The 25,610-nt window shown below is 70.5% G+C and carries 24 protein-coding genes and 1 tRNA gene; 24 read left to right on the top strand and 1 reads right to left on the bottom strand.

The window, feature by feature from the left end:
• Positions 1–78: 78 nt before the first annotated feature.
• Positions 79–150: transfer RNA gene (locus ACFXMG_RS26150), tRNA-Arg, on the bottom strand.
• 159 nt (positions 151–309) lie between these two features.
• On the opposite strand from ACFXMG_RS26150, the gene ACFXMG_RS26145 reads away from it, so the two are divergent.
• From ACFXMG_RS26145 to ACFXMG_RS26030, 24 genes are all read left to right on the top strand, one after another.
• A complete protein-coding gene (locus tag ACFXMG_RS26145; protein WP_383819056.1) occupies positions 310–780 on the top strand; it encodes a response regulator in 471 nt (156 codons plus the stop codon).
• 133 nt (positions 781–913) lie between these two features.
• The gene (nrtL, locus tag ACFXMG_RS26140) at positions 914–1,882 is read left to right on the top strand and encodes an ArgS-related anticodon-binding protein NrtL (protein ID WP_383819054.1); all 969 of its coding nucleotides are present in this window, start codon (positions 914–916) and stop codon (positions 1,880–1,882) included.
• A 15-nt stretch (positions 1,883–1,897) separates the two neighbouring features.
• Positions 1,898–3,289: a diaminopimelate decarboxylase gene (gene lysA, locus ACFXMG_RS26135; RefSeq protein WP_383819053.1), complete on the top strand. Its 1,392-nt coding sequence runs from the start codon at positions 1,898–1,900 to the stop codon at positions 3,287–3,289.
• 137 nt (positions 3,290–3,426) lie between these two features.
• On the top strand, positions 3,427–4,728 hold the full coding sequence (locus tag ACFXMG_RS26130; RefSeq protein ID WP_383819052.1) for a homoserine dehydrogenase: 1,302 nt from the start codon (positions 3,427–3,429) through the stop codon (positions 4,726–4,728).
• Between the two features lie 6 nt (positions 4,729–4,734).
• Entirely contained in the window at positions 4,735–5,805 is a 1,071-nt protein-coding gene (thrC, locus tag ACFXMG_RS26125; RefSeq protein ID WP_383819050.1) for a threonine synthase, read from the top strand.
• Between the two features lie 322 nt (positions 5,806–6,127).
• Positions 6,128–7,045 carry a homoserine kinase gene (gene thrB / locus ACFXMG_RS26120; protein ID WP_383819049.1) on the top strand — a complete coding sequence of 306 codons (918 nt, stop codon included), beginning with the start codon at positions 6,128–6,130 and terminating at the stop codon, positions 7,043–7,045.
• 428 nt (positions 7,046–7,473) lie between these two features.
• Complete coding sequence (gene rho / locus ACFXMG_RS26115) at positions 7,474–9,525, top strand: transcription termination factor Rho (RefSeq protein WP_383819047.1); 2,052 nt, start codon at positions 7,474–7,476, stop codon at positions 9,523–9,525.
• A gap of 219 nt (positions 9,526–9,744) precedes the next feature.
• Positions 9,745–10,839 carry an LCP family protein gene (locus ACFXMG_RS26110; RefSeq protein ID WP_383819045.1) on the top strand — a complete coding sequence of 365 codons (1,095 nt, stop codon included), beginning with the start codon at positions 9,745–9,747 and terminating at the stop codon, positions 10,837–10,839.
• A gap of 201 nt (positions 10,840–11,040) precedes the next feature.
• A complete protein-coding gene (gene rpmE / locus ACFXMG_RS26105; RefSeq protein ID WP_030761597.1) occupies positions 11,041–11,265 on the top strand; it encodes a 50S ribosomal protein L31 in 225 nt (74 codons plus the stop codon).
• A 98-nt stretch (positions 11,266–11,363) separates the two neighbouring features.
• Positions 11,364–12,440, top strand: a complete 1,077-nt coding sequence (prfA, locus tag ACFXMG_RS26100; RefSeq protein ID WP_384120089.1) for a peptide chain release factor 1 — start codon at positions 11,364–11,366, stop codon at positions 12,438–12,440.
• A gap of 57 nt (positions 12,441–12,497) precedes the next feature.
• Complete coding sequence (prmC, locus tag ACFXMG_RS26095) at positions 12,498–13,379, top strand: peptide chain release factor N(5)-glutamine methyltransferase (RefSeq protein ID WP_383819043.1); 882 nt, start codon at positions 12,498–12,500, stop codon at positions 13,377–13,379.
• A 37-nt stretch (positions 13,380–13,416) separates the two neighbouring features.
• Positions 13,417–14,064, top strand: a complete 648-nt coding sequence (locus ACFXMG_RS26090) for an L-threonylcarbamoyladenylate synthase (protein WP_383819042.1) — start codon at positions 13,417–13,419, stop codon at positions 14,062–14,064.
• Positions 14,061–14,705 carry a protein-tyrosine-phosphatase gene (locus ACFXMG_RS26085; protein ID WP_383819040.1) on the top strand — a complete coding sequence of 215 codons (645 nt, stop codon included), beginning with the start codon at positions 14,061–14,063 and terminating at the stop codon, positions 14,703–14,705. The genes ACFXMG_RS26090 and ACFXMG_RS26085 overlap by 4 nt, the downstream gene beginning before the upstream one ends.
• 80 nt (positions 14,706–14,785) lie before the next feature.
• Positions 14,786–16,033, top strand: a complete 1,248-nt coding sequence (glyA, locus tag ACFXMG_RS26080; protein WP_383819039.1) for a serine hydroxymethyltransferase — start codon at positions 14,786–14,788, stop codon at positions 16,031–16,033.
• Between the two features lie 108 nt (positions 16,034–16,141).
• Entirely contained in the window at positions 16,142–17,458 is a 1,317-nt protein-coding gene (locus ACFXMG_RS26075; protein WP_383819038.1) for an MraY family glycosyltransferase, read from the top strand.
• 295 nt (positions 17,459–17,753) lie between these two features.
• Positions 17,754–18,167: a hypothetical protein gene (locus tag ACFXMG_RS26070; RefSeq protein WP_383819036.1), complete on the top strand. Its 414-nt coding sequence runs from the start codon at positions 17,754–17,756 to the stop codon at positions 18,165–18,167.
• Between the two features lie 228 nt (positions 18,168–18,395).
• Complete coding sequence (atpB, locus tag ACFXMG_RS26065) at positions 18,396–19,205, top strand: F0F1 ATP synthase subunit A (RefSeq protein ID WP_383819034.1); 810 nt, start codon at positions 18,396–18,398, stop codon at positions 19,203–19,205.
• A gap of 90 nt (positions 19,206–19,295) precedes the next feature.
• On the top strand, positions 19,296–19,526 hold the full coding sequence (gene atpE, locus ACFXMG_RS26060; RefSeq protein ID WP_006346597.1) for an ATP synthase F0 subunit C: 231 nt from the start codon (positions 19,296–19,298) through the stop codon (positions 19,524–19,526).
• Between the two features lie 44 nt (positions 19,527–19,570).
• Positions 19,571–20,116 (top strand): F0F1 ATP synthase subunit B, encoded by a 546-nt coding sequence (locus ACFXMG_RS26055; RefSeq protein WP_383819032.1) that lies wholly within the window; start codon positions 19,571–19,573, stop codon positions 20,114–20,116.
• Complete coding sequence (locus ACFXMG_RS26050) at positions 20,113–20,928, top strand: F0F1 ATP synthase subunit delta (RefSeq protein ID WP_383819030.1); 816 nt, start codon at positions 20,113–20,115, stop codon at positions 20,926–20,928. The genes ACFXMG_RS26055 and ACFXMG_RS26050 overlap by 4 nt, the downstream gene beginning before the upstream one ends.
• 140 nt (positions 20,929–21,068) lie before the next feature.
• Positions 21,069–22,667, top strand: coding sequence for a F0F1 ATP synthase subunit alpha (atpA, locus tag ACFXMG_RS26045; protein ID WP_383819029.1), 1,599 nt, complete (start codon positions 21,069–21,071; stop codon positions 22,665–22,667).
• A 20-nt stretch (positions 22,668–22,687) separates the two neighbouring features.
• Positions 22,688–23,605, top strand: coding sequence for a F0F1 ATP synthase subunit gamma (locus ACFXMG_RS26040; protein ID WP_383819028.1), 918 nt, complete (start codon positions 22,688–22,690; stop codon positions 23,603–23,605).
• On the top strand, positions 23,605–25,047 hold the full coding sequence (atpD, locus tag ACFXMG_RS26035) for a F0F1 ATP synthase subunit beta (RefSeq protein WP_189847952.1): 1,443 nt from the start codon (positions 23,605–23,607) through the stop codon (positions 25,045–25,047). Before ACFXMG_RS26040 ends, atpD begins: the two co-directional genes overlap by 1 nt.
• Before the next feature lie 113 nt (positions 25,048–25,160).
• Positions 25,161–25,535, top strand: a complete 375-nt coding sequence (locus ACFXMG_RS26030) for a F0F1 ATP synthase subunit epsilon (protein WP_031006240.1) — start codon at positions 25,161–25,163, stop codon at positions 25,533–25,535.
• The last annotated feature ends 75 nt before the right edge of the window (positions 25,536–25,610 follow it).

Genomic DNA, 25,610 nt, shown 5'->3' with positions numbered 1-25,610 from the left:
CCCGCACGCACCTCTCCCGGCACATACGAGAAAGGACCTGACCAGCGTCTCCGCTGATCAGGTCCTCTTTCCGGAAAGTGCCCCCGGCAGGATTCGAACCTGCGCACACGGCTCCGGAGGCCGTTGCTCTATCCCCTGAGCTACGGGGGCGTTGTCGCGTTTTTCGGCGACGGGTAGAACCCTACCAGTTGTCGTGGGGTGCCTGTGAACAGGTATTTCCGGGGCGTCACCAGGGGGGTGTTCGCTCGCACGGGTCGGAAGTGGGCAAAACCCGGACGCAGCCCCTCGGGGCGGCCTACTCTCGTTCACGTGTCAGGCGTGTCCGGGCGGGTGCTCGTTGTCGACGACAACAAGGTCATCCGGCAGTTGATCAGGGTCAATCTCGAACTTGAGGGGTTCGAGGTCGTGACCGCGGCCGATGGTGCCGAATGTCTGGACGTCGTGCACCGCGTGCGGCCCGACGTCGTCACCCTCGACGTCGTCATGCCGCGGCTCGACGGGATCAAGACCGCCCAGCGCCTCCGCGAGGATCCGCGCACGCGGCACCTGCCCGTGGCGATCATCAGCGCCTGCGGCGAGGGCGAGGCGGCCCCGGCGGCGGACGCGTTCCTCGCCAAGCCCTTCGAGCCCGCGGAGCTCGTACGGGTCGTCCGGCAACTGCTGCACCGGGAACCCCGCCCGCGCCGCCAGGCCGGCGGACCCGACGCGGGAGAGGAGCCGTCCGCAGGCGACAGCACCCAGGACAGACCCCCCGCAGGAACCATCCGCCCCACACGCTGAGCCCCGCCCCGGCTCCCCTGCCCCGGCCGGCACCCCCGCCCTCACCAGGAGATTCCTCGCCCAGGGCCTCCCAGGTGCCCGGATGGCGAAACCGGTTCGCGTTCGGACCCCCCTCCTCCCCTAGGCTGGGACCGTGACCCCCGCGGACCTCTCCCTCACCGTGCAGCACGCCGTGCGCCGTGCGGTCGACGACGGTGCGCTGCGGGTCGACGTCCCCCCGCGCGTGAAGGTCGAGAAGGCCCGGCCCGGAGGGGTGGGGGAGTACGCCAGCAATGTGGCGCTCTCGCTCGCCCGGCCCAGCGGGCGCCCCGCGCTCGACGTCGCCACCGTGCTGAAGGCGCGGCTCGACGGCGCCGCCGGGATCCTCGCCGTGGACATCACCGGGCCCGGGTTCCTGAACTTCACCCTCCGGCCGGAGGGTGACGCGCGGCTCGTGGAGGCCGTACGGGCCGCCGGCCTCGCCTACGGGCGCGGCGACGCCCTCGCAGGGCAGACCGTGCGGTTCGAGCCGCAGGCCGAGGCCCGCGCCGCCGTCGTCGTCGACTGTGTGACCGGGCTGCTGCGCGGACAGGGCGCCGACGCTGGCGTCGGCGCCGGCGGCGAGCGGCCGTACGTCCACCCCGGCGCCGACGAGACCGCCCGGCTCGGCACCGACGCCGCCCGGTGGCGGCTGCTGCGCGCCGCGCCCCACGACCGGCCCCTCGACGGGCCCCCGCTCCTCGTACGGCACGAGCGCAACCCGCTCTTCCGCGTCCAGTACGCCCACTCCCGCGCCCGGCGGCTCCTCGCCAACGGGGCACAGCTCGGTGTCCCACCCGTGTACGAGACCGACGTCGAAGGACAGGACCCGCTGGCCGCGCTGCTCCGCGACCACCCCGACGTCCTGCTCGCCGCCGCCCGCCACCGCGCCCCCGACCGGGTCGCACGGCACCTCGAAGCCGTCGCCGACGCGCTGCTCGGCTTCCAGCACACCGTCCTGCCGCTCGGCGACGAGAAACCCTCGGCCGCCCACCGCTCCCGGCTCGCGCTCGCCGAAGCCGCCGGGACGGTGCTCGCCGGTGGCCTCTCCGTGCTCGGCATCAGCGCACCCGACCGGATCTGAAAGAGCTGACCTGACATGAGCCGTTCCGCCCACCCCGCCGGCCCCCGCCACGCCGACGTGCTGCCCGAGGGCCACTACACCGCTCCGCCCACCGACCTGAACACCCTCGACCCCAAGGTCTGGGCGCGGACCGTGGAGCGCGACGAGCAGGGCGTCGCGACCATCGGCGGACTGCGCGTCACCGACCTCGCCGAGGAGTTCGGGACCCCCGCCTACTTCCTCGACGAGACCGACTTCCGCGCCCGCTGCCGCGCCTGGGCCGAGGCGTTCGGCGCCGACGCCGACGTCTTCTACGCCGGCAAGGCGTTCCTCTCCCGGGCCATCGTCCGCTGGCTGCACGAGGAGGGGCTCAACCTCGACGTCTGCTCCGGCGGCGAGCTCGCCACCGCCCTCTCCGCCGGGATGCCCGCCGAGCGGATCGCCTTCCACGGCAACAACAAGAGCGAGGACGAGATCCGGCGGGCCGTCGAGGCCGGCGTCGGACGGATCGTCCTCGACTCCTTCCAGGAGATCGTCCGCGTCGCCCACGTCGCCCAGTCCCTCGGCAAGCGGCAGCGCGTCCAGATCCGCGTGACCGTCGGCGTCGAGGCCCACACCCACGAGTTCATCGCCACCGCGCACGAGGACCAGAAGTTCGGCATCGCGCTCGCCGGCGGGCAGGCCGCCGAGGCCGTGCGCCGGGCGCTCAAGCTCGACGGCCTGGAGCTCATCGGCATCCACTCGCACATCGGCTCGCAGATCTTCGACATGGCCGGCTTCGAGGTCTCCGCCCGCCGCGTCGTCCAGCTCCTCGCCGAGGTGCGCGACGAGCACGGCGTCGAGCTGCCCGAGATCGACCTCGGCGGCGGCCTCGGCATCGCGTACACCTCCGAGGACGACCCGCGCGAGCCGCACGAGATCGCCAAGGCGCTCGGCGAGATCGTCACCCGCGAGTGCGAGGCCGCCGGGCTCCGCACCCCCCGGATCTCCGTCGAGCCGGGCCGCGCCATCGTCGGCCCCACCGCCTTCACCCTCTACCGGGTCGGCACGATCAAGCCCCTGGAGGGGCTGCGCACGTACGTGAGCGTCGACGGCGGCATGTCGGACAACATCCGCACCGCCCTCTACGACGCCGAGTACAGCGTCGCCGTCGTCTCCCGCGTCAGCGACGCCGAGCCGATGCTCTCCCGCGTCGTCGGCAAGCACTGCGAGAGCGGCGACATCATCGTCCGCGACGCCTTCCTCCCCGCCGACCTGGCCCCCGGCGACCTGCTCGCCGTGCCCGCCACCGGCGCCTACTGCCGCTCCATGGCGAGCAACTACAACCACGCCCTCCGGCCGCCCGTCGTGGCGGTCCGCGACGGCGAAGCAAGGGTCGTCGTCCGGCGCGAGACGGAGGAAGATCTCCTGCGTCTCGACGTCGGCTGATGAAATAGTCGGGTGGTGGAATGAATGTCTCAGGATCCGGACGGAGGGCTGAATCCGCCGTCCGGTGAGTGAGACTTGTCCCCACCCCCCGTGAAAACCGTAGAGATACGAATCAGAAGTACGAGAAACGAGGTCGGATGATGCGTACGCGTCCGCTGAAGGTGGCGCTGCTGGGCTGTGGAGTTGTCGGCTCCGAGGTGGCGCGCATCATGACGACGCACGCCGACGACCTCGCCGCGCGCATCGGCGCGCCGGTCGAGCTCGCCGGCGTCGCCGTCCGCCGGCCCGACAAGGTCCGCGGCGGCATCGACCCCGCTCTGATCACCACCGACGCCACCGCCCTGGTCAAACGCGGTGACATCGACGTCGTCGTCGAGGTGATCGGCGGGATCGAGCCCGCCCGCACCCTCATCACCACCGCCTTCGAGCACGGCGCCTCCGTGGTCTCCGCCAACAAGGCGCTGCTCGCCCAGGACGGCGCGACCCTCTACGCCGCCGCCGAGCAGCACGGGCAGGACCTGTACTACGAGGCCGCCGTCGCCGGCGCCATCCCGCTGATCCGCCCGCTGCGCGAGTCCCTCGCCGGCGACAAGATCAACCGTGTGATGGGCATCGTCAACGGCACCACGAACTTCATCCTCGACAAGATGGACTCGACCGGCGCCGGCTACCAGGAGGCCCTGGACGAGGCCACCGCGCTCGGTTACGCCGAGGCCGACCCCACCGCCGACGTCGAGGGCTTCGACGCCGCCGCCAAGGCCGCCATCCTCGCCGGGATCGCCTTCCACACGCGCGTGCGCCTCGACGACGTCTACCGCGAGGGCATGACCGAGGTCACCGCCGCCGACTTCGCCTCCGCCCGGCAGATGGGCTGCACCATCAAGCTGCTCGCCATCTGCGAGCGGGCCGCCGACGGCGAGTCCGTCACCGCGCGCGTGCACCCGGCGATGATCCCGCTGAACCACCCGCTGGCCTCCGTCCGCGAGGCGTACAACGCGGTCTTCGTCGAGGCGGAGGCCGCCGGGCAGCTCATGTTCTACGGCCCCGGCGCCGGCGGTGCGCCGACCGCCTCGGCCGTTCTCGGCGACGTCGTCGCCGTCTGCCGCAACCGTCTCAACGAGGCGACGGGCCCCGGCGAGTCCGCGTACACCCAGCTGCCCGTGAGCCCCATGGGCGACGTGGTGACGCGGTACCACATCAGTCTCGACGTGGCCGACAAGCCGGGCGTCCTCGCCCAGGTCGCGACGGTCTTCGCCGAGCACGGCGTCTCGATCGACACCGTGCGCCAGCACGGCCGACCGGACGGAGACGGCGAGGCATCCCTCGTCGTCGTCACCCACCGCGCGCCCGACGCCGCCCTCTCCGGGACCGTCGAGGCGCTGCGCAAGCTCGACACCGTGCGCGGTGTCGCCAGCATCATGCGTGTTGAAGGGGAGTAAGGACCCATGACCAACAAGGGCACCCACCAGTGGCGCGGCATCATCGAGGAGTACCGGGACCGCCTTCCGGTCACGGACACGACGCCGGTCGTCACGCTCCGTGAGGGCGGCACGCCGCTCGTCCCCGCTCAGGTCCTCTCCGAGCGCACGGGCTGCGAGGTGCACCTCAAGGTCGAGGGCGCCAACCCCACCGGCTCCTTCAAGGACCGGGGCATGACCATGGCCATCACCAAGGCCAAGGAGGAGGGCGCGCAGGCCGTCATCTGCGCCTCCACCGGCAACACCTCCGCCTCCGCCGCCGCGTACGCGGTGCGCGCCGGGATGGTCTCCGCCGTGCTGGTGCCCCGGGGCAAGATCGCGCTCGGCAAGATGGGCCAGGCCCTCGTGCACGGCGCGAAGATCCTCCAGGTGGACGGCAACTTCGACGACTGCCTGACGCTGGCCCGCTCGCTCTCCGAGAACTACCCGGTGGCGCTGGTCAATTCGGTCAACCCGGTCCGCATCGAGGGCCAGAAGACCGCCGCGTTCGAGATCGTGGACATGCTGGGCGACGCGCCCGACATCCACGTGCTGCCCGTCGGCAACGCCGGCAACATCACGGCCTACTGGAAGGGCTACAGCGAGTACGCCGCCGACTCCATGTCCACCCTCCGGCCGCGCATGTGGGGCTTCCAGGCGTCCGGTTCGGCCCCGCTGGTGCGCGGCGAGGTCGTCAAGGACCCGTCGACCATCGCCACCGCGATCCGCATCGGCAACCCGGCCTCCTGGCAGTACGCGATCGCCGCGCGCGACGAGTCGGGCGGCTTCATCGACGAGGTGACGGACCGTGAGATCCTGCGCGCCTACCGCCTGTTGGCCGCGCAGGAGGGCGTCTTCGTGGAGCCCGCCTCGGCCGCCTCGGTCGCCGGTCTGCTGAAGGCCGCCGAGCAGGGCAAGGTCGACCCGGGCCAGCGGATCGTCTGCACCGTGACCGGCAACGGCCTGAAGGACCCCGACTGGGCCGTCGCCGGCGCCCCGCAGCCGGTCACCGTCCCGGTGGACGCCGCGGCCGCCGCGGAGCGCCTCGGACTGGCCTGATCCCGATGCCCCGGACGGGGGAGCGGATGCTCGGGAACGAGCGGAAACTCCCCCGACGGAGTGAAGCCCCTGGTCGAAACCCGATCAGGAACGTACATAGGCGCACAGGTTGGCGCGCGACACGCATCGTGCGCCTCCCGTGCGCCCTATGTCGCCACAGAACCTTCCTTCGATAGGCTGTACCGAACCCGCCCCGACGCATATGCGTGGTGTCGTTGCCGTTGTCGCCTCCGCGCGGCCGAAGCGGCCGAAACGGTACTCCGGGTTCCCCAGCACTTCTCTTGAACACCCCGTTGCCGCAGTCAAGGAGAGTCATCGAGCGATGGCCGGTCCCGCGTTCCGCGCCGCCGCCGTAAGGGTGCGCGTCCCCGCCACCAGCGCCAACCTCGGCCCGGGCTTCGACGCCTTCGGCCTGTCGCTGGGCCTCTACGACGACGTCGTCGTCCGGGTCGCCGACTCGGGGCTGCACGTCGACATCGCCGGAGAGGGCGCCGAGACGCTCCCGCGCGACGAGAAGCACCTGCTCGTACGCTCCCTGCGCACGGCCTTCGACCTGCTCGGCGGGCAGCCGCGCGGCCTTGAGGTCGTCTGCGCCAACCGCATCCCGCACGGCCGCGGCCTCGGCTCCTCCTCCGCCGCCATCTGCGCCGGCATCGTCGCCGCCCGCGCCGTGACCATAGGCGGGGACGCCAAGCTCGACGAGGCCGCCCTGCTGGAGCTGGCCACCGAGATCGAGGGGCACCCCGACAACGTCGCCGCCTGTCTGCTCGGCGGCTTCACCCTCGCGTGGACCGAGGCCGGCGCCGCGCGGGCGATCAGGATGGACCCCTCGGATTCCATCGTTCCGGTGGTCTTCGTGCCCGGCAAGCCGGTGCTGACCGAGACCGCCCGGGGCCTGCTGCCGCGCACCGTCCCGCACGTGGACGCCGCCGCCAACGCCGGTCGCGCCGCCCTCCTCGTCGAGGCCCTGACCCGCCGCCCCGAGCTGCTGCTCGCGGCCACCGAGGACCGGCTGCACCAGGAGTACCGGGCCCCCGCGATGCCGGAGAGCATCGCCCTCGTGAACCGGCTGCGGGCCGACGGTGTGCCCGCGGTCATCTCCGGCGCGGGCCCCACGGTCCTCGCGCTGGCCGACAACGGGACGGCCGACAAGGTCGCCCTGCTCGCGGGCGAGGGCTGGGCCGCCAACCGGCTCGACCTCGACGCGACCGGAGCGAGCGTGCTGCCGCTGGCGCCCTGAGGGCGCGGCGGCGGACGCCGTACGGGACGCCGGGCAGCGTCCTGAACACGCGATTGCCGGTGAGTGAGAGGGGGAATGTTTGTTGGAGCCGGTAGTGTTAACCTCAAGTCTGCACCCGACCTCTTTGTGGAGCGGTGCGGAGTGTCCCCTCAGGGACCACCCATTCTTCCGGGAGCCTCCCCAACTGCCTGAGCAGCCTGCCTGAGCAGTTTCGAGCACGCTCCGGAACCGGCACGACACCCCTCGCTCATCACATGCGAGGGCCGAGCAGGGGGCGCTCGGGCCGGACCCACAGCACGTTTCTCTCCTCTCGCCGCATCCCGGCGGGACCACCGCCCCGGACACGGTCCCTCAACCAGGACCCTGCCGGACAGCACAACCGGTCGCCGAGCCACAGGGCCGACGTCCGCTCCAGGGAAGGACCCTTCGTGAGCGACACCACCGATCTGATGGGCGTGCCTGCCGACAGCACTGTCGACGCCGCCGCGCCCGCCGCAGGTGCTGCCAGTGGTGGCACCGCACGGCGCCGCCGCTCCGGCACCGGCCTCGAGGGCATGGTCCTGGCCGAGCTGCAGCAGGTCGCGTCCGGCCTCGGCATCAGGGGCACCGCGCGGATGCGTAAGAGCCAGCTGATCGAGGTCATCAAGGAGGCGCAGGCCGGCGGCGGTGCCGCGGCCCCCGCCAAGGCCGAGGCCGCCGCCGAGACCAAGCCGAAGCGCCGCGCCACCTCCAAGGCCCGTACGGGCGAGACCGCCGAGGCCGCCGAGCCGAAGGCGGAGAAGGCCGAGCAGGCCCCCGCCCAGCAGCAGATTGACATCCCGGGCCAGCCGTCGAAGTCGCCCGGCGCCGAGCAGGCCGACGAGCAGCCGGCCGGCGAGCGCCGCCGCCGCCGCGCCACCGCCCCCGCCGGTTCGCCGGAGGGCGCCGAGGGCGCGCAGGCCGTCAAGGCCGAGGCCCGTACCGAGGCCAAGGGCGAGCAGCAGGGCGACAAGGCCGAGGCCGCCGTGGACGGCGCCGAGGGCCGCACCCGCCGTGACCGCCGGGACCGTCGCGACCGCCAGCGCGAGCGCGGCAAGGGCGACGACCAGCAGCAGGGCGGCGGCCAGCGCAAGGACCAGCAGCGCCAGGGCCAGGGTCAGGGCCAGGGCCAGGGCCAGGGTCAGAGCCAGGGTCAGGGTCAGCAGCAGGGCCAGGGTCCGCAGGGCGGCCAGGGTCCGCAGGGCGGTCTCGACGACGACGACTTCGACGGCGGGCGCCGCGGGCGTCGCGGGCGTTACCGCGACCGCCGCGGGCGCCGCGGGCGTGACGAGTTCGCCGCCGGCGAGCCGCAGGTCTCCGACGACGACGTCCTGATCCCCGTCGCGGGCATCCTCGACATCCTCGACAACTACGCGTTCATCCGGACCTCCGGCTACCTGCCCGGTCCGAACGACGTGTACGTCTCCCTCGCCCAGGTCCGCAAGAGCGGTCTGCGCAAGGGCGACCACCTCACCGGCGCGGTCCGCCAGCCGAAGGAGGGCGAGCGCCGCGAGAAGTTCAACGCGCTGGTCCGCCTGGACTCCACCAACGGCATGGCGCCGGACTCCGGCCGCGGCCGCCCCGAGTTCAACAAGCTGACCCCGCTCTACCCCCAGGACCGGCTCCGCCTGGAGTCCGACCCGGGCGTGCTGACCACCCGGATCATCGACCTCGTGTCGCCGATCGGCAAGGGCCAGCGCGGTCTGATCGTGGCCCCGCCGAAGACCGGCAAGACCATGATCATGCAGGCGATCGCCAACGCGATCACCCACAACAACCCCGAGTGCCACCTGATGGTCGTCCTGGTCGACGAGCGTCCGGAAGAGGTCACCGACATGCAGCGGTCGGTGAAGGGCGAGGTCATCTCCTCGACCTTCGACCGCCCGGCCGAGGACCACACCACCGTCGCCGAGCTGGCCATCGAGCGCGCCAAGCGCCTCGTCGAGCTGGGTCACGACGTGGTCGTCCTGCTGGACTCCATCACCCGCCTGGGCCGCGCGTACAACCTCGCGGCGCCCGCCTCCGGCCGCATCCTGTCCGGTGGTGTCGACTCGACCGCGCTCTACCCGCCGAAGCGCTTCTTCGGTGCCGCGCGCAACATCGAGGACGGCGGCTCGCTGACCATCCTGGCCACCGCGCTGGTCGACACCGGCTCGCGCATGGACGAGGTGATCTTCGAGGAGTTCAAGGGCACCGGCAACATGGAGCTCAAGCTCGACCGGAAGCTCGCCGACAAGCGGATCTTCCCGGCCGTCGACGTCGACGCCTCGGGCACCCGCAAGGAGGAGATCCTCCTCGGCAGCGACGAGCTCGCCATCACCTGGAAGCTCCGCCGCGTCCTGCACGCGCTCGACCAGCAGCAGGCGATCGAGCTGCTCCTGGACAAGCTCAAGCAGACGAAGTCGAACGGCGAGTTCCTGCTGCAGATCCAGAAGACGACGCCGGGCGGCAACAACGACTGACGTCGTCGGTGACGCGGGGAGACCCGCGTCACACCCCCGGTGACGGCCCCAGGGCCGTGATCCGTTCGTGACCTGCGCAAACACCGTGCCCACCACTCCCCGAGTGGTGGGCACGGTGCGTTTCCGACCGTCGACCCACCGAAACCTCACAGGTCCGCATGCAACCCTTTTGGGCGCTTCACCGTCACATCAGGTGAACCAGAGGCCCGAGGGAAGACGATGACCGAGCAGAAGAGCAGCGGGCGCGCACGCGGCGCCACCGGACGCCGCCGCAAACCGCCCGCCAAGCGCCGCCGCCGCGTCGGCATAGCCGTGTCCGGCGCCGCCGCCGTGCTCGTGCTGGCCGGCTCCGGACTCGGTTACGTGTTCCTCAAGCTCGACGGCAACCTCCAGGGCGTCGACATCAACGCCCAGCTGGGCACCGACCGCCCCAAGAACGTCGACAACGGCTCGATGGACATCCTCGTCCTCGGCTCCGACTCCCGCTCCGGCGACAACGGCGCCTACGGCAAGGACGAGGGCGGCGCCCGCTCCGACACCGCGATGGTCCTCCACGTCTACGAGGGCCACAAGAAGGCGAGCGTCGTCTCCATCCCGCGCGACACCCTCGTCGACCGCCCCGCCTGCACCGACGGGCAGGGCACCGAGGTCGCCGCCGAGACCCGCGCGATGTTCAACACCGCGTACGAGGTCGGCGGCCCCGCCTGCGCCGTCAAGACCGTCGAGGCCATGTCCGGCATCCGCATGGACCACTACATCGAGGTCGACTTCACCGGCTTCAAGAAGCTCATCGACACCCTCGGCGGCGTCGAGATCACCACCACCCAGGCCATCAAGGACTCCAAGAGCCACCTCGACCTGGAACCCGGCACCCACACCCTCGACGGCGAGCAGTCCCTCGCCCTCGTCCGCACCCGCAAGAGCGTCGGCGACGGCAGCGACCTCGGCCGCATCCAGCTCCAGCAGGCGTTCATGAAGGCGTTCATCGAGCAGATCAAGGACGTCGGCGCGGGGACCAACCCCAAGAAGCTCCTCGACCTCGCCGATGCCGCCACCAAGGCCATCACCCCGGACTCCGAGCTCGACTCCGTCCAGGAGCTCATGGGCTTCGCGCAGGGCCTCACCGGCATCTCCGCCCAGAACGTCCACATGGTGACCCTCCCCGTCCAGTACGACCCCCAGGACCCCAACCGGGTCGTCCCCGTCGAGGCGAAGGCGAAGCAGGTCTGGAAGGCCCTGGAGGGCGACCGGCCGATCCCCGCCGCCGCCACCGAGGACAACGCCACGGGCAAGGCCGACGGCGTCCTGAAGTAGTCACGCCAGGCCGCCACCGGGCCACGGACGGGTCCCGGAACGGGCCCAGAACGGGCCCGGACGGCCCCGGGGAATACCTGCGGCCCCACCCCGGTTTGGGGAGATGCGGCCGGTCCTGGCAGACTGGTACGTCGGCCCCGGTTCACGTCCGCCGCAACCCGCGGCGACGACCCGGCGCCCTCCCGGAACTAGGAGACACCCTTGAAGCGCGAGATCCACCCCGAGTACGTCGAGACCCAGGTCAGCTGCACCTGTGGCGCGTCGTTCACCACCCGCAGCACCCTGACCGAGGGCACCATCCGTGCCGAGGTCTGCTCCGAGTGCCACCCGTTCTACACGGGCAAGCAGAAGATCCTCGACACCGGCGGCCGCGTGGCCCGCTTCGAGGCCCGCTTCGGCAAGGCCGCCGGCTCCGCCAAGAAGTAGCGAGCCCCCGCGCCGGTCATCGGCCGCCCCCGCGCGGGGGCGGCCGGGACCGGCGCTTTGGCGTCCCCGTAGCAACAGACGAAACCAGGAGCCCCCGAATGTTCGAGGCGGTCGAGGAACTGGTCGGCGAGCACGCCGACCTGGAGAAGAAGCTCGCAGACCCGTCGGTCCACGCCGACCAGGCCAACGCGCGCAAGCTGAACAAGCGCTACGCCGAGCTGACCCCGATCGTCGGCACGTACCGCTCCTGGAAGCAGACCGGGGACGACATCGAGACCGCGCGCGAGTTCGCGCACGACGATCCCGACTTCGCGGCCGAGGTCAAGGAGCTGGAGAAGCAGCGCGAGGAGCTCACCGAGAAGCTCCGCCTCCTGCTGGTCCCGCGCGACCCCAGCGACGACAAGGACGTCATCCTGGAGATCAAGGCCGGCGCCGGCGGCGACGAGTCCGCCCTCTTCGCCGGAGACCTGCTCCGCATGTACCTCCGCTACGCCGAGCGCGTCGGCTGGAAGACCGAGATCATCGACGCCACCGAGTCCGAGCTCGGCGGCTACAAGGACGTCCAGGTCGCCGTGAAGACCAAGGGCGGCAACGGCGCCACCGAGCCCGGCCAGGGCGTCTGGGCCCGCCTCAAGTACGAGGGCGGCGTCCACCGCGTGCAGCGCGTGCCCGCCACCGAGTCCGCCGGCCGCATCCACACCTCCGCCGCGGGCGTGCTCGTCACCCCGGAGGCCGAGGAGGTCGACGTCGAGATCCACGCCAACGACCTGCGCATCGACGTCTACCGCTCCTCCGGCCCCGGCGGCCAGTCGGTCAACACCACCGACTCCGCGGTCCGCATCACCCACCTGCCGACCGGCATCGTCGCCTCCTGCCAGAACGAGAAGAGCCAGCTCCAGAACAAGGAGCAGGCCATGCGCATCCTGCGCTCCCGGCTCCTCGCCGCCGCCCAGGAGAAGGCCGAGGCCGAGGCGGCCGACGCCCGCCGCAGCCAGGTCCGCACGGTCGACCGCTCCGAGAAGATCCGCACGTACAACTTCCCGGAGAACCGCCTCTCCGACCACCGCGTCGGCTTCAAGGCGTACAACCTCGACCAGGTCCTCGACGGCGAGCTCGACGCCGTCATCCAGGCATGCGTCGACGCCGACTCGGCGGCCAAGCTCGCCGCGACCTGAGGCGCGTCCGCGCTCCGGCACCCTCTCCAGCCCCACCCCGCACCACGGAGGACCAGCGTGCAGTCACTTTCTGGGGGGCGACCCCCAGGCCCCCGAAGTCTGCTGCTTGCCGAGGTGGCCCAGGCCACCCAGCGGCTGGCCGACGCCGGCGTTCCCTCGCCGCGTTTCGACGCCGAGGAGCTCGCCGCGTTCGTGCACGGCGTCAAGCGGGGGGAGCTGCACAACGTCAAGGACGCCGACTTCGACGCCCGCTACTGGGAGGCCATCGCGCGCCGCGAGGCGCGCGAACCGCTCCAGCACATCACCGGCCGGGCGTTCTTCCGCTACCTGGAGCTCCAGGTCGGCCCCGGCGTCTTCGTGCCCCGCCCGGAGACCGAGTCCGTGGTCGGCTGGGCCATAGACGCCGTCCGCGCGATGGACGTCGTCGAGCCGCTCATCGTCGACCTCTGCACCGGCTCCGGCGCCATCGCCCTCGCGATGGCCCAGGAGGTGCCCCGCTCGCGCGTCCACGCCGTCGAGCTCTCCGACGACGCGCTCGTCTGGACCCGGAAGAACGCCGAGGGCTCCCGCGTCACCGTCCACCAGGGCGACGCGCTCACCGCGCTCCCGGAGCTCAACGGCCAGGTCGACCTCGTCATCTCCAACCCGCCGTACATCCCCCTCACCGAGTGGGAGTACGTCGCCCCCGAGGCCCGCGACCACGACCCCGGGATGGCGCTCTTCTCCGGCGAGGACGGCCTCGACACCATCCGCGGCATCGAGCGCACCGCCCACCGGCTGCTGCGCCCCGGCGGCCTCGTCGTCATCGAGCACGCGGACACCCAGGGCGGCCAGGTGCCGTGGATCTTCAACGAGGAGGCCGGCTGGGCGGACGCCGCCGACCACCCCGACCTGAACAACCGGCCGCGCTTCGCGACCGCCCGCAAGGCGATGCCATGAGCCGGCACCGCACCACCACCGAGGAGGAGCGCGACTGATGGCACGCCGATACGACTGCAACGAGTCGACCGATCGCGCGACCGGCCTGCGCGAAGCCGCGTCGGCCGTCCGCCGCGGCGAACTCGTCGTGCTCCCCACTGACACCGTGTACGGGATCGGCGCCGACGCCTTCTCCAGCGAGGCCGTCGCGGACCTGCTCGCCGCCAAGGGCCGGGGCCGCACCATGCCCACCCCCGTCCTCATCGGCTCCCCCAACACGCTGCACGGCCTCGTCACCGACTTCTCCGAGCACGCATGGGAGCTCGTCGACGCCTTCTGGCCCGGCGCGCTCACCCTGGTCGCCCGCCACCAGCCGTCCCTCCAGTGGGACCTCGGCGACACCCGCGGCACCGTCGCCATCCGCATGCCGCTGCACCCGGTCGCCATCGAGCTGCTCACCGAGGTCGGCCCGATGGCGGTCACCTCGGCCAACACCATCGGGCTCCCCGCGCCGGAGGACTGCGACGCCGCCCAGCAGATGCTCGGCGACGCCGTCTCCGTCTACCTCGACGGCGGTCCCACGCCCGGCATCGTCCCCTCCTCCATCGTCGACGTCACGGGCAAGGTCCCGGTGCTGCTGCGCGAGGGCGCGCTGTCACCGGAGGAGCTCCGCAAGGTCGTACCCGACCTCGAGGTGGCCAGTTGACCGCCCCTGAGGGGCGTGGCATAGCGGGGTACGAGCACGTCGGAACCTTCCGCATCCTCCACGTCAGCACCGGCAACGTCTGCCGCTCGCCCATCACCGAGCGGCTGACCCGCCACGCCCTGGGCGAGCGGCTCGGCGAGGGGCTCGGCCGGGGCCTCATCGTGGAGAGCGCCGGCACCTGGGGCCACGAGGGCGCCCCCATGGAGACCAACGCGGAGCTGGTCCTCGCCGACTTCGGCGCCGACCACAGCGGCTTCGTCGGGCGCGAGCTCCTCGACGAGCACGTCATCCGCGCCGACCTCGTCCTCACCGCGACCCGCGACCACCGCGCGCAGGTCATCTCGATGGGCCACTCGGCCGGACTGCGCACCTTCACCCTGAAGGAGTTCACCCGCCTGGTCCGCGCCATCGACCCCGCCACCCTCCCGGACCCCCGCGACGGCGTGGTCGAACGCGCACGATCCCTGGTCCGCGCCGCCGCCGCTCTACGCGGGTGGCTCCTCGCCCCCTCCGCCGAAGCGGACGAGGTCAACGACCCCTACGGCGCCCCCATCACCGTCTTCCGCTCCATCGGCGAAGAAATCCAAGAGGCCCTGGACCCCGTCGTCACCGCCCTGACGGGCGTCTCCACGCCGCGCTGAGTCAGCGCGGCGTTCCGGGGGGCGCGTGGGGGTGGGCGCGCCTACATTGGTGCTACGTCCCTCCAGGCACGGAGTCAGCCATGTCGGTCAGCGCGCCACCCGAAGAGGTTCTCGACGTCCTGCGGCGGCAGGATCCGGAGATCGCCGACGTGCTGTTGGGGGAGGCGCGGCGGCAGGCCGAGACGCTCCAGTTGATCGCGGCGGAGAACTTCACCTCGCGCGCGGTGCTGGCGACGCTCGGCTCGCAGCTCGCCAACAAGTACGCCGAGGGGTATCCGGGCGCCCGCCACCACGGCGGCTGCGAGTACGCCGACGCCGCCGAGCGCATCGCCGTGGAACGGGCCACCTCGCTCTTCGGAGCCGATCATGCGAACCTCCAGCCCCACTCGGGCTCCTCGGCCGTCCTGGCGGCGTACGCGGCCCTTCTGAGGCCCGGTGACACGGTCCTCGCCATGGGCCTCGACCACGGCGGGCACCTCACGCACGGTTCGCCGGCGAACTTCTCCGGCCGCTGGTTCGACTTCGTCCCGTACGGCGTCGACGCCGAGACCGGCCTCATCGACTACGAGCAGCTCGCCGCCCTCGCCCGCCACCACCGCCCGACGGCGATCGTCTGCGGCTCCATCTCCTACCCCCGCCACCCCGACTACGCGCTCTTCCGGGCCGTCGCCGACGAGGTGGGCGCCTATCTCATCGCCGACGCCGCCCACCCCATCGGGCTCGTCGCCGGCGGCGCGGCGCCGAACCCGGTCCCGTACGCCGACGTCGTCTGCGCGACCACCCACAAGGTGCTGCGCGGCCCGCGCGGCGGGATGGTGCTGTGCACGGCGGAGCTGGCCGAACGGGTCGACCGCGCGGTCTTCCCGTTCACCCAGGGCGGCGCCCAGATGCACACCATCGCGGCGAAGGCCGTCGCCCTGGGGGAGGCGTCCACCCCGGCGTTCACCGCGTACGCCCATCGTGTGGTGGAACACGCGCGCGTGCTCGCCGCCGCGCTCTCCGCCGAGGGCTTCGCGCTGACCACCGGCGGCACCGACACCCACCTCATCACCGCCGACCCCTCGCCGCTGGGCGTCGACGGGCGCACCGCGCGGGCCCGCCTCTCCGCGGCCGGCATGGTCCTGGACACCTGCGCCCTGCCGTACGGGGACGGACGCGGCATCCGGCTCGGCACCGCCGCGGTCACGACGCAGGGGATGGGCGCCCCGGAGATGGCCAGGATCGCCGCGCTGTTCACCGTCGCGCTACGGGACGAACCGGAGGAGACGGCTCGGGTACGGGCCGAGGTACGGGAGCTGACCAGGAGTTTTCCCCCGTATGGCGGGTGAGCCGGAAGGGCCCGCAACCGTTCCGGGACCCCTGGTGTCTCCAACCACATGGACGGCACGGCTAGGGTGTGGGGCTGAGATGGCCAGCGATTCCTGTGGGGACAGCCCGTGCGTGATTACCTGCTGACGCTCTGTGTCACGGCCGCGGTGACCTATCTGCTGACCGGTCCGGTGCGGAAGTTCGCCATCGCGACCGGCGCGATGCCGGAGATCCGCGCGCGTGACGTACACCGAGAACCGACTCCGCGGCTCGGTGGCATCGCCATGTTCTTCGGGCTGTGCGCGGGCCTGCTCGTCGCCGACCACCTCCAGAACCTCAACAGCGTCTTCGAGCAGTCGAACGAGCCGCGGGCGCTGCTCTCCGGCGCCGCGCTGATCTGGCTGATCGGCGTCCTGGACGACAAGTTCGAGCTGGACGCGCTGATCAAGCTGGGCGCCCAGATGATCTCGGCCGGCGTGATGGTCGCGCAGGGTCTGACGATCCTGTGGCTGCCGATCCCCGGCGTCGGCACGGTCGCGCTGACCCAGTGGCAGGGCACCCTGCTGACGGTCGCCCTCGTCGTCCTCACCATCAACGCGGTCAACTTCGTGGACGGTCTCGACGGCCTCGCCGCGGGCATGGTCTGCATCGCCACCGGCGCCTTCTTCCTGTACGCGTACCGCCTCTGGTACGGCTACACGATCGAGGCGGCGGCCCCCGCGACCCTCTTCGCCGCGATCCTCATGGGCATGTGCCTGGGCTTCCTGCCGCACAACATGCACCCGGCGCGGATCTTCATGGGCGACTCGGGCTCGATGCTGATCGGCCTGATCCTGGCCGCCTCCGCCATCTCCATCACCGGCCAGGTGGACCCGGACACCCTGAAGATCTTCGAGGGTTCGACCCGGCAGGCGACCCACGCGGCCCTGCCCGTCTTCATCCCGCTGATCCTGCCGCTGACCATCATCGCGATCCCGATGACCGACCTGGTCCTGGCGATCGTGCGGCGCACCTGGAAGGGCCAGTCGCCCTTCGCCGCCGACCGCGGCCACCTGCACCACCGGCTCCTGGAGATCGGCCACTCGCACAGCCGGGCCGTGCTGATCATGTACTTCTGGTCGGCGCTGATCGCCTTCGGCACGCTCGCGTACTCGGTCCACTCGACGTCCATGTGGATCGTGCTGACCGTCACCGTGCTGAGCGCCATCGGTCTGGTGCTGCTCCTGCTGCCGCGCTTCTCGCCGCGGGCGCCCCGCTGGGCGGAGGCCGTCGTCCCGCCGCGCTACCGGCGCCGCAAGCCGGTCCCCGAACCGGAGCCGGAGCACGAGGCGACGGCGGACGGGGCGGACGAGCGGGTTCCGGTGCCGGCCGGGCTGCACGGCTCGACGGCCATCGGTCACCGTTCGCGCTTCTCCGACCGGCGGAAGGCCGGAACGCCGAGTTGACGCTCCGTCGGCTCTGCACCCACTCGCCGCCGACGAAAGCCCCAGCAAAGCCCAATACCAGACAAGGTGCCCCGCTGTCGCGCGCAATCGCGCGTTGTAACCCTCATGTGTGACAGTTGGCACACCCTGTGGGTAAAGACCTATTCAAATAGTTTGTGATACGGTTCACGAGACCCGGCGACAGTGCCGAAAGACCGTAGTGCGACGGTCTGTTGGCCCCGAGACCCACCTCGGACCGGGCATACGCTCGTCCCTGACGACACCATCGCCCCCTCCATCAAGCGGAGACACCGCCATGCCTTCCACCGACGCACGCCTTCTTCTCTCGGCCGTCGTACCCACTGCCGCCGTCGGCGCCATCGCCACGGTGATCAGCGGCATCGTCGCCGGCGGGAAGGGGGCTATCGGCGCCGTGCTCGGCACCCTGGTCGTGCTCCTCTTCATGGGCATCGGGATGCTGGTGCTACAGCGGACGGCAAAGAAACTTCCGCAGCTGTTCCAGGCCATGGGGCTCTTGCTCTACACGACCCAGCTGCTGGTTCTCTTCGTGTTCCTGGCCTTGCTGAAGGGCACCACGGTGTTCGACTTCAAGGCCTTCGCCTTCACGCTGCTCGCGGCGACCGTGGTGTGGGTCGCGGCTCAGGCCCGTGCCTACATGAAGGCCAAGATCACGTACGTCGAGCCCGAGAAAACGGGTTCGAAGTCGTGAAGGGTAGGGCCGGGATAAAGGCGCGTTCGGCTTCCTGCTATCGTCCGGTGCCAACTGCGGCATTGCGGGCGCGGGCATCCGAAGCGGCGCCTGTCCCAGCGCGAGGCTCGATGCCGAACCGCCGCCCCCTTATCCGTAAGACCACCAGTCCAGTGCCGACCCGCGGCTGTGCGCCGCGCCGACACAACGAGGTTGCCGTACCTATGCGCCACGCTGAAGGAGCCCGCGGTGAGTGCTGACCAGACGCTTGCCTTCGACCCGGATTGCCACATCTTCACCGGATGCGGCTTCCCGGCTCCGGGCCTGCACACGTTCATCTACGAGCCGATCGCGACGTGGGGCGGCTTCGAGCTGACCAAGCCCATGCTGCTCGCGGTCCTGAGCTCCGTCGTGGTGGTCGGTTTCTTCTGGGCGGCCTTCCGCAAGCCGAAGCTGGTCCCCGGCAAGATGCAGATGATCGGCGAGGCCGGGTACGACTTCGTGCGCCGCGGCATCGTCTACGAGATCATCGGCAAGAAGGACGGCGAGAAGTACGTCCCCTTCATGGTCTCCATGTTCTTCCTCGTCTGGATGATGAACCTCTGGTCGATCATCCCGCTGGCCCAGTTCCCGGTCACCTCGCTGATCGCCTTCCCGGCGGCCCTGGCGCTGATCGTGTACGTCGTCTGGGTCTCGCTGACCTTCAAGAAGCACGGCTTCGTCGGCGGCTGGAAGAACATCGTCGGCTGGGACAAGTCCCTCGGCCCGATCCTGCCGCTGGTCGTCGTCCTCGAGTTCTTCTCGAACCTGATCATCCGGCCCTTCACGCACGCGGTCCGACTGTTCGCGAACATGTTCGCCGGTCACCTGCTGATCGTGATGTTCTCGCTGGCCTCCTGGTACCTGCTCAACGGCATCGGCATCGTGTACGCCGGCACGTCCTTCGTGATGGTCCTCGTGATGACCGCCTTCGAGCTCTTCATCCAGGCCGTCCAGGCGTACGTCTTCGTCCTCCTGGCCTGCAGCTACATCCAGGGCGCGCTCTCCGAGCACCACTGAGCCCCCTGACACGGACCAGCTCCACCACCCACCCCGCAGTCTCCGGTGGCCAACCCCCACCGGGTCCTTGAAAGAGAAGGAAGAACCGGCATGTCCGCTCTCCAGACCCTTGCTGCTGTCGAAGGCAACGTCGCCGCCATCGGTTACGGCCTCGCCGCGATCGGCCCCGGCGTCGGCGTCGGCATCATCTTCGGTAACGGCACCCAGGCCCTCGCCCGTCAGCCCGAGGCGGCCGGCCTGATCCGTACCAACCAGATCATGGGTTTCGCCTTCTGTGAGGCGCTCGCCCTCATCGGCATCGTCATGGGCTTCGTCTACTAAGCCTGCTTCTCGACGACAGCCACATTTTCACGGAAGGCACTGATGTGAACGCTCTGCTTCTTGCGGCCGAGGGGGAGCCCATGCCCCCCCTCCTCCCGCATCTTGACGAGCTCGTCATCGGCCTGATCGCCTTCGTCATCGTCTTCGGCTTCCTCGCCAAGAAGCTCCTCCCGAACATCAACAAGGTTCTGGTCGAGCGCCGCGAGGCCATCGAGGGTGGCATCGAGAAGGCCGAGTCGGCCCAGATCGAGGCTCAGAGTGTGCTGGAGCAGTACAAGGCACAGCTTGCCGAGGCCCGCCACGAGGCCGCGCGTCTCCGCCAGGAGGCGACGGAGCAGGGCACCGCGATCATCCAGGAGATGAAGGCGGAGGGTCAGCGCCAGCGCGAGGAGATCATCGCCGCCGGTCACTCGCAGATCGAGGCCGACCGCAAGGCCGCGACCTCCTCGCTGCGCCAGGACGTCGGCAAGCTCGCCACCGACCTGGCCGGCAAGCTGGTCGGCGAGTCCCTCGAGGACACCGCCCGCCAGAGCCGCACGATCGACCGCTTCCTCGACGAGCTCGAGGAGAAGGCTGAGGCCGTCCGATGAACGGAGCGAGCCGTGAGGCACTGGCCGCCGCCCGCGAGTCCCTCGACGCGCTGACCGACAACACCTCGGTCGACGCGGCGAAGCTGGCGGACGAGCTGGCCGCAGTAACCGCCCTGCTCGACCGTGAGGTGTCGCTGCGCCGGGTCCTGACCGATCCCGCGCAGTCGGGTGAGGCCAAGGCCGCGCTCGCGCAGCGACTCCTGAGCGGTCAGGTGGGCGGGGAGACCGTCGATCTGGTCTCCGGCATGGTCCGGTCCCGCTGGTCGCGCTCGCGCGACCTGGTCGACTCGGCCGAGGAGCTGGCGAACACCGCCGACCTCACCGCGGCCCAGAAGGCGGGAGCCCTCGACGACGTCGAGGACGAGCTGTTCCGGTTCGGCCGGATCGTGTCCTCCAGCACCGAGCTCCGCTCGGCGCTGACGGACAAGACCGCCAAGGCCACCGCCAAGGGCGAGCTGCTCCGCAGCCTGCTCGGCGGGAAGGCCCACGCCACCACCGAGCGCCTGGTCGTCCGTCTGGTGACCCAGCCCCGGGGACGTAGCCTGGAAGCGGGACTCGAGTCCCTGTCCAAGCTCGCCGCGGCGCGCCGGGACCGGATGGTCGCCGTCGTCACCTCGGCGGTACCGCTGTCCGACCAGCAGAAGCAGCGCCTCGGCGCCGCGCTGGCGAAGCTGTACGGCCGCCAGATGCACCTGAACCTGGACGTGGACCCCGCGGTCCTCGGCGGGATCTCGGTGCGGGTCGGCGACGAGATCATCGACGGCACGGTCTCCGAGCGCCTCGGCGAGGCGAAGCGGCGGCTGGCCGGCTGACGGCGGCAGCCGCCGACAGCAACACAACACGCATCACAGCGGCCCGGTTGGGCCGTGCAGAGATTGCAGAAGATTCCTGGGGGTCGGCCCCCAGACCCCTTAAGAAACTTCGGGCCCAACAAGGAGAGCAGGGAACCCAGATGGCGGAGCTCACGATCCGGCCGGAGGAGATCCGGGACGCACTGGAGACCTTCGTCCAGTCGTACCAGCCGGACGCGGCCTCGCGCGAGGAGGTCGGCACGGTCAGCCTGGCCGGTGACGGCATCGCGAAGGTCGAGGGTCTTCCCTCGGCCATGGCGAACGAGCTGCTGAAGTTCGAGGACGGCACCCTCGGCCTCGCGCTGAACCTCGAAGAGCGCGAGATCGGCGCGATCGTCCTCGGCGAGTTCAGCGGTATCGAGGAGGGTCAGGCGGTCACCCGTACCGGCGAGGTCCTCTCGGTCGGCGTCGGCGAGGGTTACCTGGGTCGCGTCGTCGACCCGCTCGGCAACCCGATCGACGGTCTCGGCGAGATCGCGACCGAGGGCCGCCGCGCCCTCGAGCTGCAGGCCCCGGGCGTGATGGCCCGTAAGTCGGTGCACGAGCCGATGGAGACCGGCTACAAGGCCGTCGACGCCATGACCCCGGTCGGCCGCGGTCAGCGTCAGCTGATCATCGGCGACCGCCAGACGGGCAAGACCGCCCTGGCCGTCGACACGATCATCAACCAGCGCGACAACTGGCGCTCGGGCGACGTGAACAAGCAGGTCCGCTGCATCTACGTCGCCATCGGCCAGAAGGGCTCCACCATCGCGTCCGTGCGCGGTGCCCTGGAGGAGGCCGGCGCGCTCGAGTACACGACGATCGTCGCGGCCCCGGCGTCCGACCCGGCCGGCTTCAAGTACCTCGCCCCGTACACCGGCTCGGCCATCGGCCAGCACTGGATGTACGAGGGCAAGCACGTCCTCATCATCTTCGACGACCTGTCGAAGCAGGCCGACGCCTACCGCGCCGTGTCGCTGCTGCTGCGCCGCCCGCCGGGCCGTGAGGCGTACCCGGGTGACGTCTTCTACCTGCACTCCCGTCTCCTGGAGCGTTGCGCCAAGCTCTCGGACGAGCTGGGTGCCGGTTCGATGACCGGTCTGCCGATCGTCGAGACGAAGGCGAACGACGTCTCGGCGTTCATCCCGACCAACGTCATCTCCATCACCGACGGCCAGTGCTTCCTGGAGTCCGACCTGTTCAACGCCGGCCAGCGTCCGGCCCTGAACGTCGGTATCTCGGTCTCCCGTGTCGGTGGCTCCGCCCAGCACCCGGCCATGAAGCAGATCGCCGGTCGCCTCCGCGTGGACCTCGCCCAGTTCCGTGAGCTGGAGGCGTTCGCGGCCTTCGGTTCCGACCTGGACGCGGCCTCGAAGGCGCAGCTGGAGCGCGGTCAGCGGATGGTCGAGCTGCTCAAGCAGGCTCAGTACCAGCCGATGCCCACGGAGAACCAGGTCGTCTCGGTCTGGGCCGGCACCACGGGCAAGATGGACGACGTCCCGGTCGCCGACATCCGTCGCTTCGAGGCCGAGCTCCTGGCGTACCTCCGCCAGAACCACTCGGGTCTCATGACCTCCATCCGCGAGGGCAAGAAGATGTCGGACGACACCCTGACGGCCGTCGCCGACGCCATCGCGGAGTTCAAGAAGCAGTTCGAGACGTCTGACGGCAAGCTGCTCGGCGACGACGCCCCGGCCGCCGTCAACGTCTCGAAGTGACGACGGAAGGGACCTGACTCATGGGAGCGCAGCTCCGGGTCTACAAGCGTCGCATCAAATCCGTCACCGCGACGAAGAAGATCACCAAGGCGATGGAGATGATCGCCGCCTCGCGCGTGGTCAAGGCTCAGCGCAAGGTGCAGTCGTCGACCCCGTACGCCACCGAGCTCACCCGCGCGGTGACCGCGGTGGCCACGGGCGCCAACGACAAGCACCCGCTGACCACCGAGGCCGAGAACCCGACCCGTGCCGCGGTTCTGCTCCTCTCGAGCGACCGCGGTCTGGCCGGCGCCTTCAACTCCAACGCCATCAAGGCGGCGGAGCAGCTCATCAAGCGGCTGGAGAGCGAGAGCAAGGAGGTCGACGTCTACGTCGTCGGCCGCCGCGGCATCGCGCACTTCAACTTCCGTGAGCGCAAGCTGGCCGACACGTGGGCCGGCTTCACGGACGAGCCGACGTACGCGGACGCCAAGAAGATCGGCGAGCCGCTGATCGAGGCGATCGAGAAGGCCACGGCCGAGGGTGGTGTGGACGAGCTCCACATCGTCTACACCGAGTTCGTCTCGATGATGACGCAGACGGCGGTCGAGGCCCGGCTGCTGCCCCTCAGCCTCGACGAGGTGGCGAAGGAGGCGGGCGAGCAGGACACGCTCCGTCCGCTGTACGACTTCGAGCCGTCGGCGGAGGACGTCCTGGACGCCCTTCTGCCGCGCTACGTCGAGAGCCGCATCTACAACGCGCTGCTCCAGTCGTCGGCGTCGAAGCACGCCGCGACGCGGCGTGCGATGAAGTCGGCGACCGACAACGCGGGAGACTTGATCAACAACCTCTCCCGACTTGCCAACGCGGCCCGCCAGGCCGAAATCACCCAGGAAATCAGCGAGATCGTCGGTGGCACCGCAGCCCTGGCCGACGCGACCGCGGGGAGTGACAAGTAATGACGACCACTGTTGAGACGGCCGCCGCCACGGGCCGCGTCGCCCGGGTCATCGGCCCGGTCGTCGACGTGGAGTTCCCCGTCGACGCGATGCCGGAGATCTACAACGCCCTGCACGTCCAGGTCGCCGACCCGGCCGAGGAGGGCGCGCTCAAGACGCTGACCCTCGAGGTCGCGCAGCACCTGGGTGACGGCGTCGTCCGCACCATCTCGATGCAGCCCACCGACGGTCTGGTCCGCCAGGCCCCCGTGGTCGACACCGGCGACGGCATCACCGTGCCCGTCGGCGACGTCACCAAGGGCCGCGTGTTCAACACGCTGGGTCAGATCCTGAACGAGCCCGAGGCGGAGTCGGAGGTCGGCGAGCGCTGGTCCATCCACCGCAAGGCCCCGGCGTTCGCGGACCTCGAGTCGAAGACCGAGATGTTCGAGACCGGCCTGAAGGTCGTCGACCTTCTCACCCCGTACGTCAAGGGTGGAAAGATCGGTCTGTTCGGTGGCGCCGGTGTCGGCAAGACCGTTCTGATCCAGGAAATGATCATGCGTGTGGCCAAGCTGCACGAGGGCGTTTCCGTCTTCGCCGGCGTCGGCGAGCGCACCCGTGAGGGCAACGACCTCATCGCGGAGATGGAAGAGTCCGGCGTTCTGGACAAGACCGCGCTGGTCTTCGGCCAGATGGACGAGCCCCCGGGCACCCGTCTCCGTGTGGCCCTCGCCGGTCTGACCATGGCGGAGTACTTCCGCGATGTGCAGAAGCAGGACGTGCTGTTCTTCATCGACAACATCTTCCGCTTCACCCAGGCCGGTTCCGAGGTGTCGACCCTGCTCGGCCGTATGCCCTCCGCGGTGGGTTACCAGCCGAACCTGGCCGACGAGATGGGTCTCCTCCAGGAGCGCATCACCTCGACCCGTGGTCACTCGATCACCTCGATGCAGGCGATCTACGTCCCCGCCGACGACCTCACCGACCCGGCGCCGGCGACCACCTTCGCCCACCTCGACGCGACGACGGTTCTCTCCCGTCCGATCTCCGAGAAGGGCATCTACCCGGCCGTGGACCCGCTGGACTCCACGTCCCGGATCCTGGACCCGCGCTACATCGCGCAGGACCACTACGACGCCGCCATGCGCGTCAAGGGCATCCTGCAGAAGTACAAGGACCTCCAGGACATCATCGCGATCCTCGGTATCGACGAGCTGAGCGAGGAAGACAAGCTCGTCGTGCACCGTGCGCGTCGTGTCGAGCGCTTCCTGTCGCAGAACACCCACGCCGCCAAGCAGTTCACCGGTGTGGACGGTTCGGACGTCCCGCTCGACGAGTCGATCGCCGCGTTCAACGCGATCTGCGACGGAGAGTTCGACCACTTCCCGGAGCAGGCGTTCTTCATGTGTGGTGGTCTTGAGGACCTCAAGAAGAACGCCAAGGAGCTCGGCGTCTCCTGAGCCCCGTGCTCACCCGAGGGGGGCGGGAGCCGTTCCCGCCCTCCTCTCCACGCCCCTTAGAATTGATCCCAACACCCGGCAGCACCGCCGGGTGGTGACCCGAGGAGCCACCCTTGGCTGCTGAGCTGCACGTCGAGCTGGTCGCCGCGGACCGGAGTGTCTGGTCCGGCGAGGCCACCCTGGTCATCGCGCGTACCACCTCCGGCGACATCGGCGTCATGCCCGGTCACCAGCCGCTGCTCGGTGTGCTGGAGTCGGGCCCGGTGACGATCCGCACGAGCGAGGGCGCCACCGTCGTGGCCGCCGTCCACGGCGGTTTCATCTCCTTCGCCGACGACAAGCTGTCGCTGCTGGCGGAGATCGCCGAGCTGGCGGACGAGATCGACGCCCAGCGCGCCGAGCGCGCGCTGGAGCGTGCCAAGTCGGACGAGGACGCCGCCGCCGAGCGGCGCGCCGAGGTCCGGCTGCGCGCGGTAGCGGTCCGCTAGCGGACCCGCGACCGAAGAGTAGTGCCCTCAGCCGCGGCACGGCTGGAATGTTCCAGACCGTGCCGCGGCTGAGGC

It is taken from the genome of Streptomyces sp. NPDC059201 (genome assembly GCF_042754585.1).
Lineage (GTDB): Bacteria > Actinomycetota > Actinomycetes > Streptomycetales > Streptomycetaceae > Streptomyces.
Note: the sequence above shows the minus strand (reverse complement) of the source record. Positions and strands in the feature narration are given on the sequence as shown.

Bases quoted from the DNA above. Each gene is read 5' to 3' on its own strand.
- lysA (WP_383819053.1), top strand. From the start codon at position 1,898: ATGAGCCGTTCCGCCCACCCCGCCGGCCCCCGCCACGCCGACGTGCTG.
- ACFXMG_RS26130 (WP_383819052.1), top strand. From the start codon at position 3,427: ATGATGCGTACGCGTCCGCTGAAGGTGGCGCTGCTGGGCTGTGGAGTT.
- thrC (WP_383819050.1), top strand. From the start codon at position 4,735: ATGACCAACAAGGGCACCCACCAGTGGCGCGGCATCATCGAGGAGTAC.
- thrB (WP_383819049.1), top strand. From the start codon at position 6,128: ATGGCCGGTCCCGCGTTCCGCGCCGCCGCCGTAAGGGTGCGCGTCCCC.
- ACFXMG_RS26110 (WP_383819045.1), top strand. From the start codon at position 9,745: ATGACCGAGCAGAAGAGCAGCGGGCGCGCACGCGGCGCCACCGGACGC.
- prfA (WP_384120089.1), top strand. From the start codon at position 11,364: ATGTTCGAGGCGGTCGAGGAACTGGTCGGCGAGCACGCCGACCTGGAG.
- ACFXMG_RS26090 (WP_383819042.1), top strand. From the start codon at position 13,417: ATGGCACGCCGATACGACTGCAACGAGTCGACCGATCGCGCGACCGGC.
- glyA (WP_383819039.1), top strand. From the start codon at position 14,786: ATGTCGGTCAGCGCGCCACCCGAAGAGGTTCTCGACGTCCTGCGGCGG.
- ACFXMG_RS26070 (WP_383819036.1), top strand. From the start codon at position 17,754: ATGCCTTCCACCGACGCACGCCTTCTTCTCTCGGCCGTCGTACCCACT.
- atpE (WP_006346597.1), top strand. From the start codon at position 19,296: ATGTCCGCTCTCCAGACCCTTGCTGCTGTCGAAGGCAACGTCGCCGCC.
- ACFXMG_RS26050 (WP_383819030.1), top strand. From the start codon at position 20,113: ATGAACGGAGCGAGCCGTGAGGCACTGGCCGCCGCCCGCGAGTCCCTC.
- atpA (WP_383819029.1), top strand. From the start codon at position 21,069: ATGGCGGAGCTCACGATCCGGCCGGAGGAGATCCGGGACGCACTGGAG.
- ACFXMG_RS26040 (WP_383819028.1), top strand. From the start codon at position 22,688: ATGGGAGCGCAGCTCCGGGTCTACAAGCGTCGCATCAAATCCGTCACC.
- atpD (WP_189847952.1), top strand. From the start codon at position 23,605: ATGACGACCACTGTTGAGACGGCCGCCGCCACGGGCCGCGTCGCCCGG.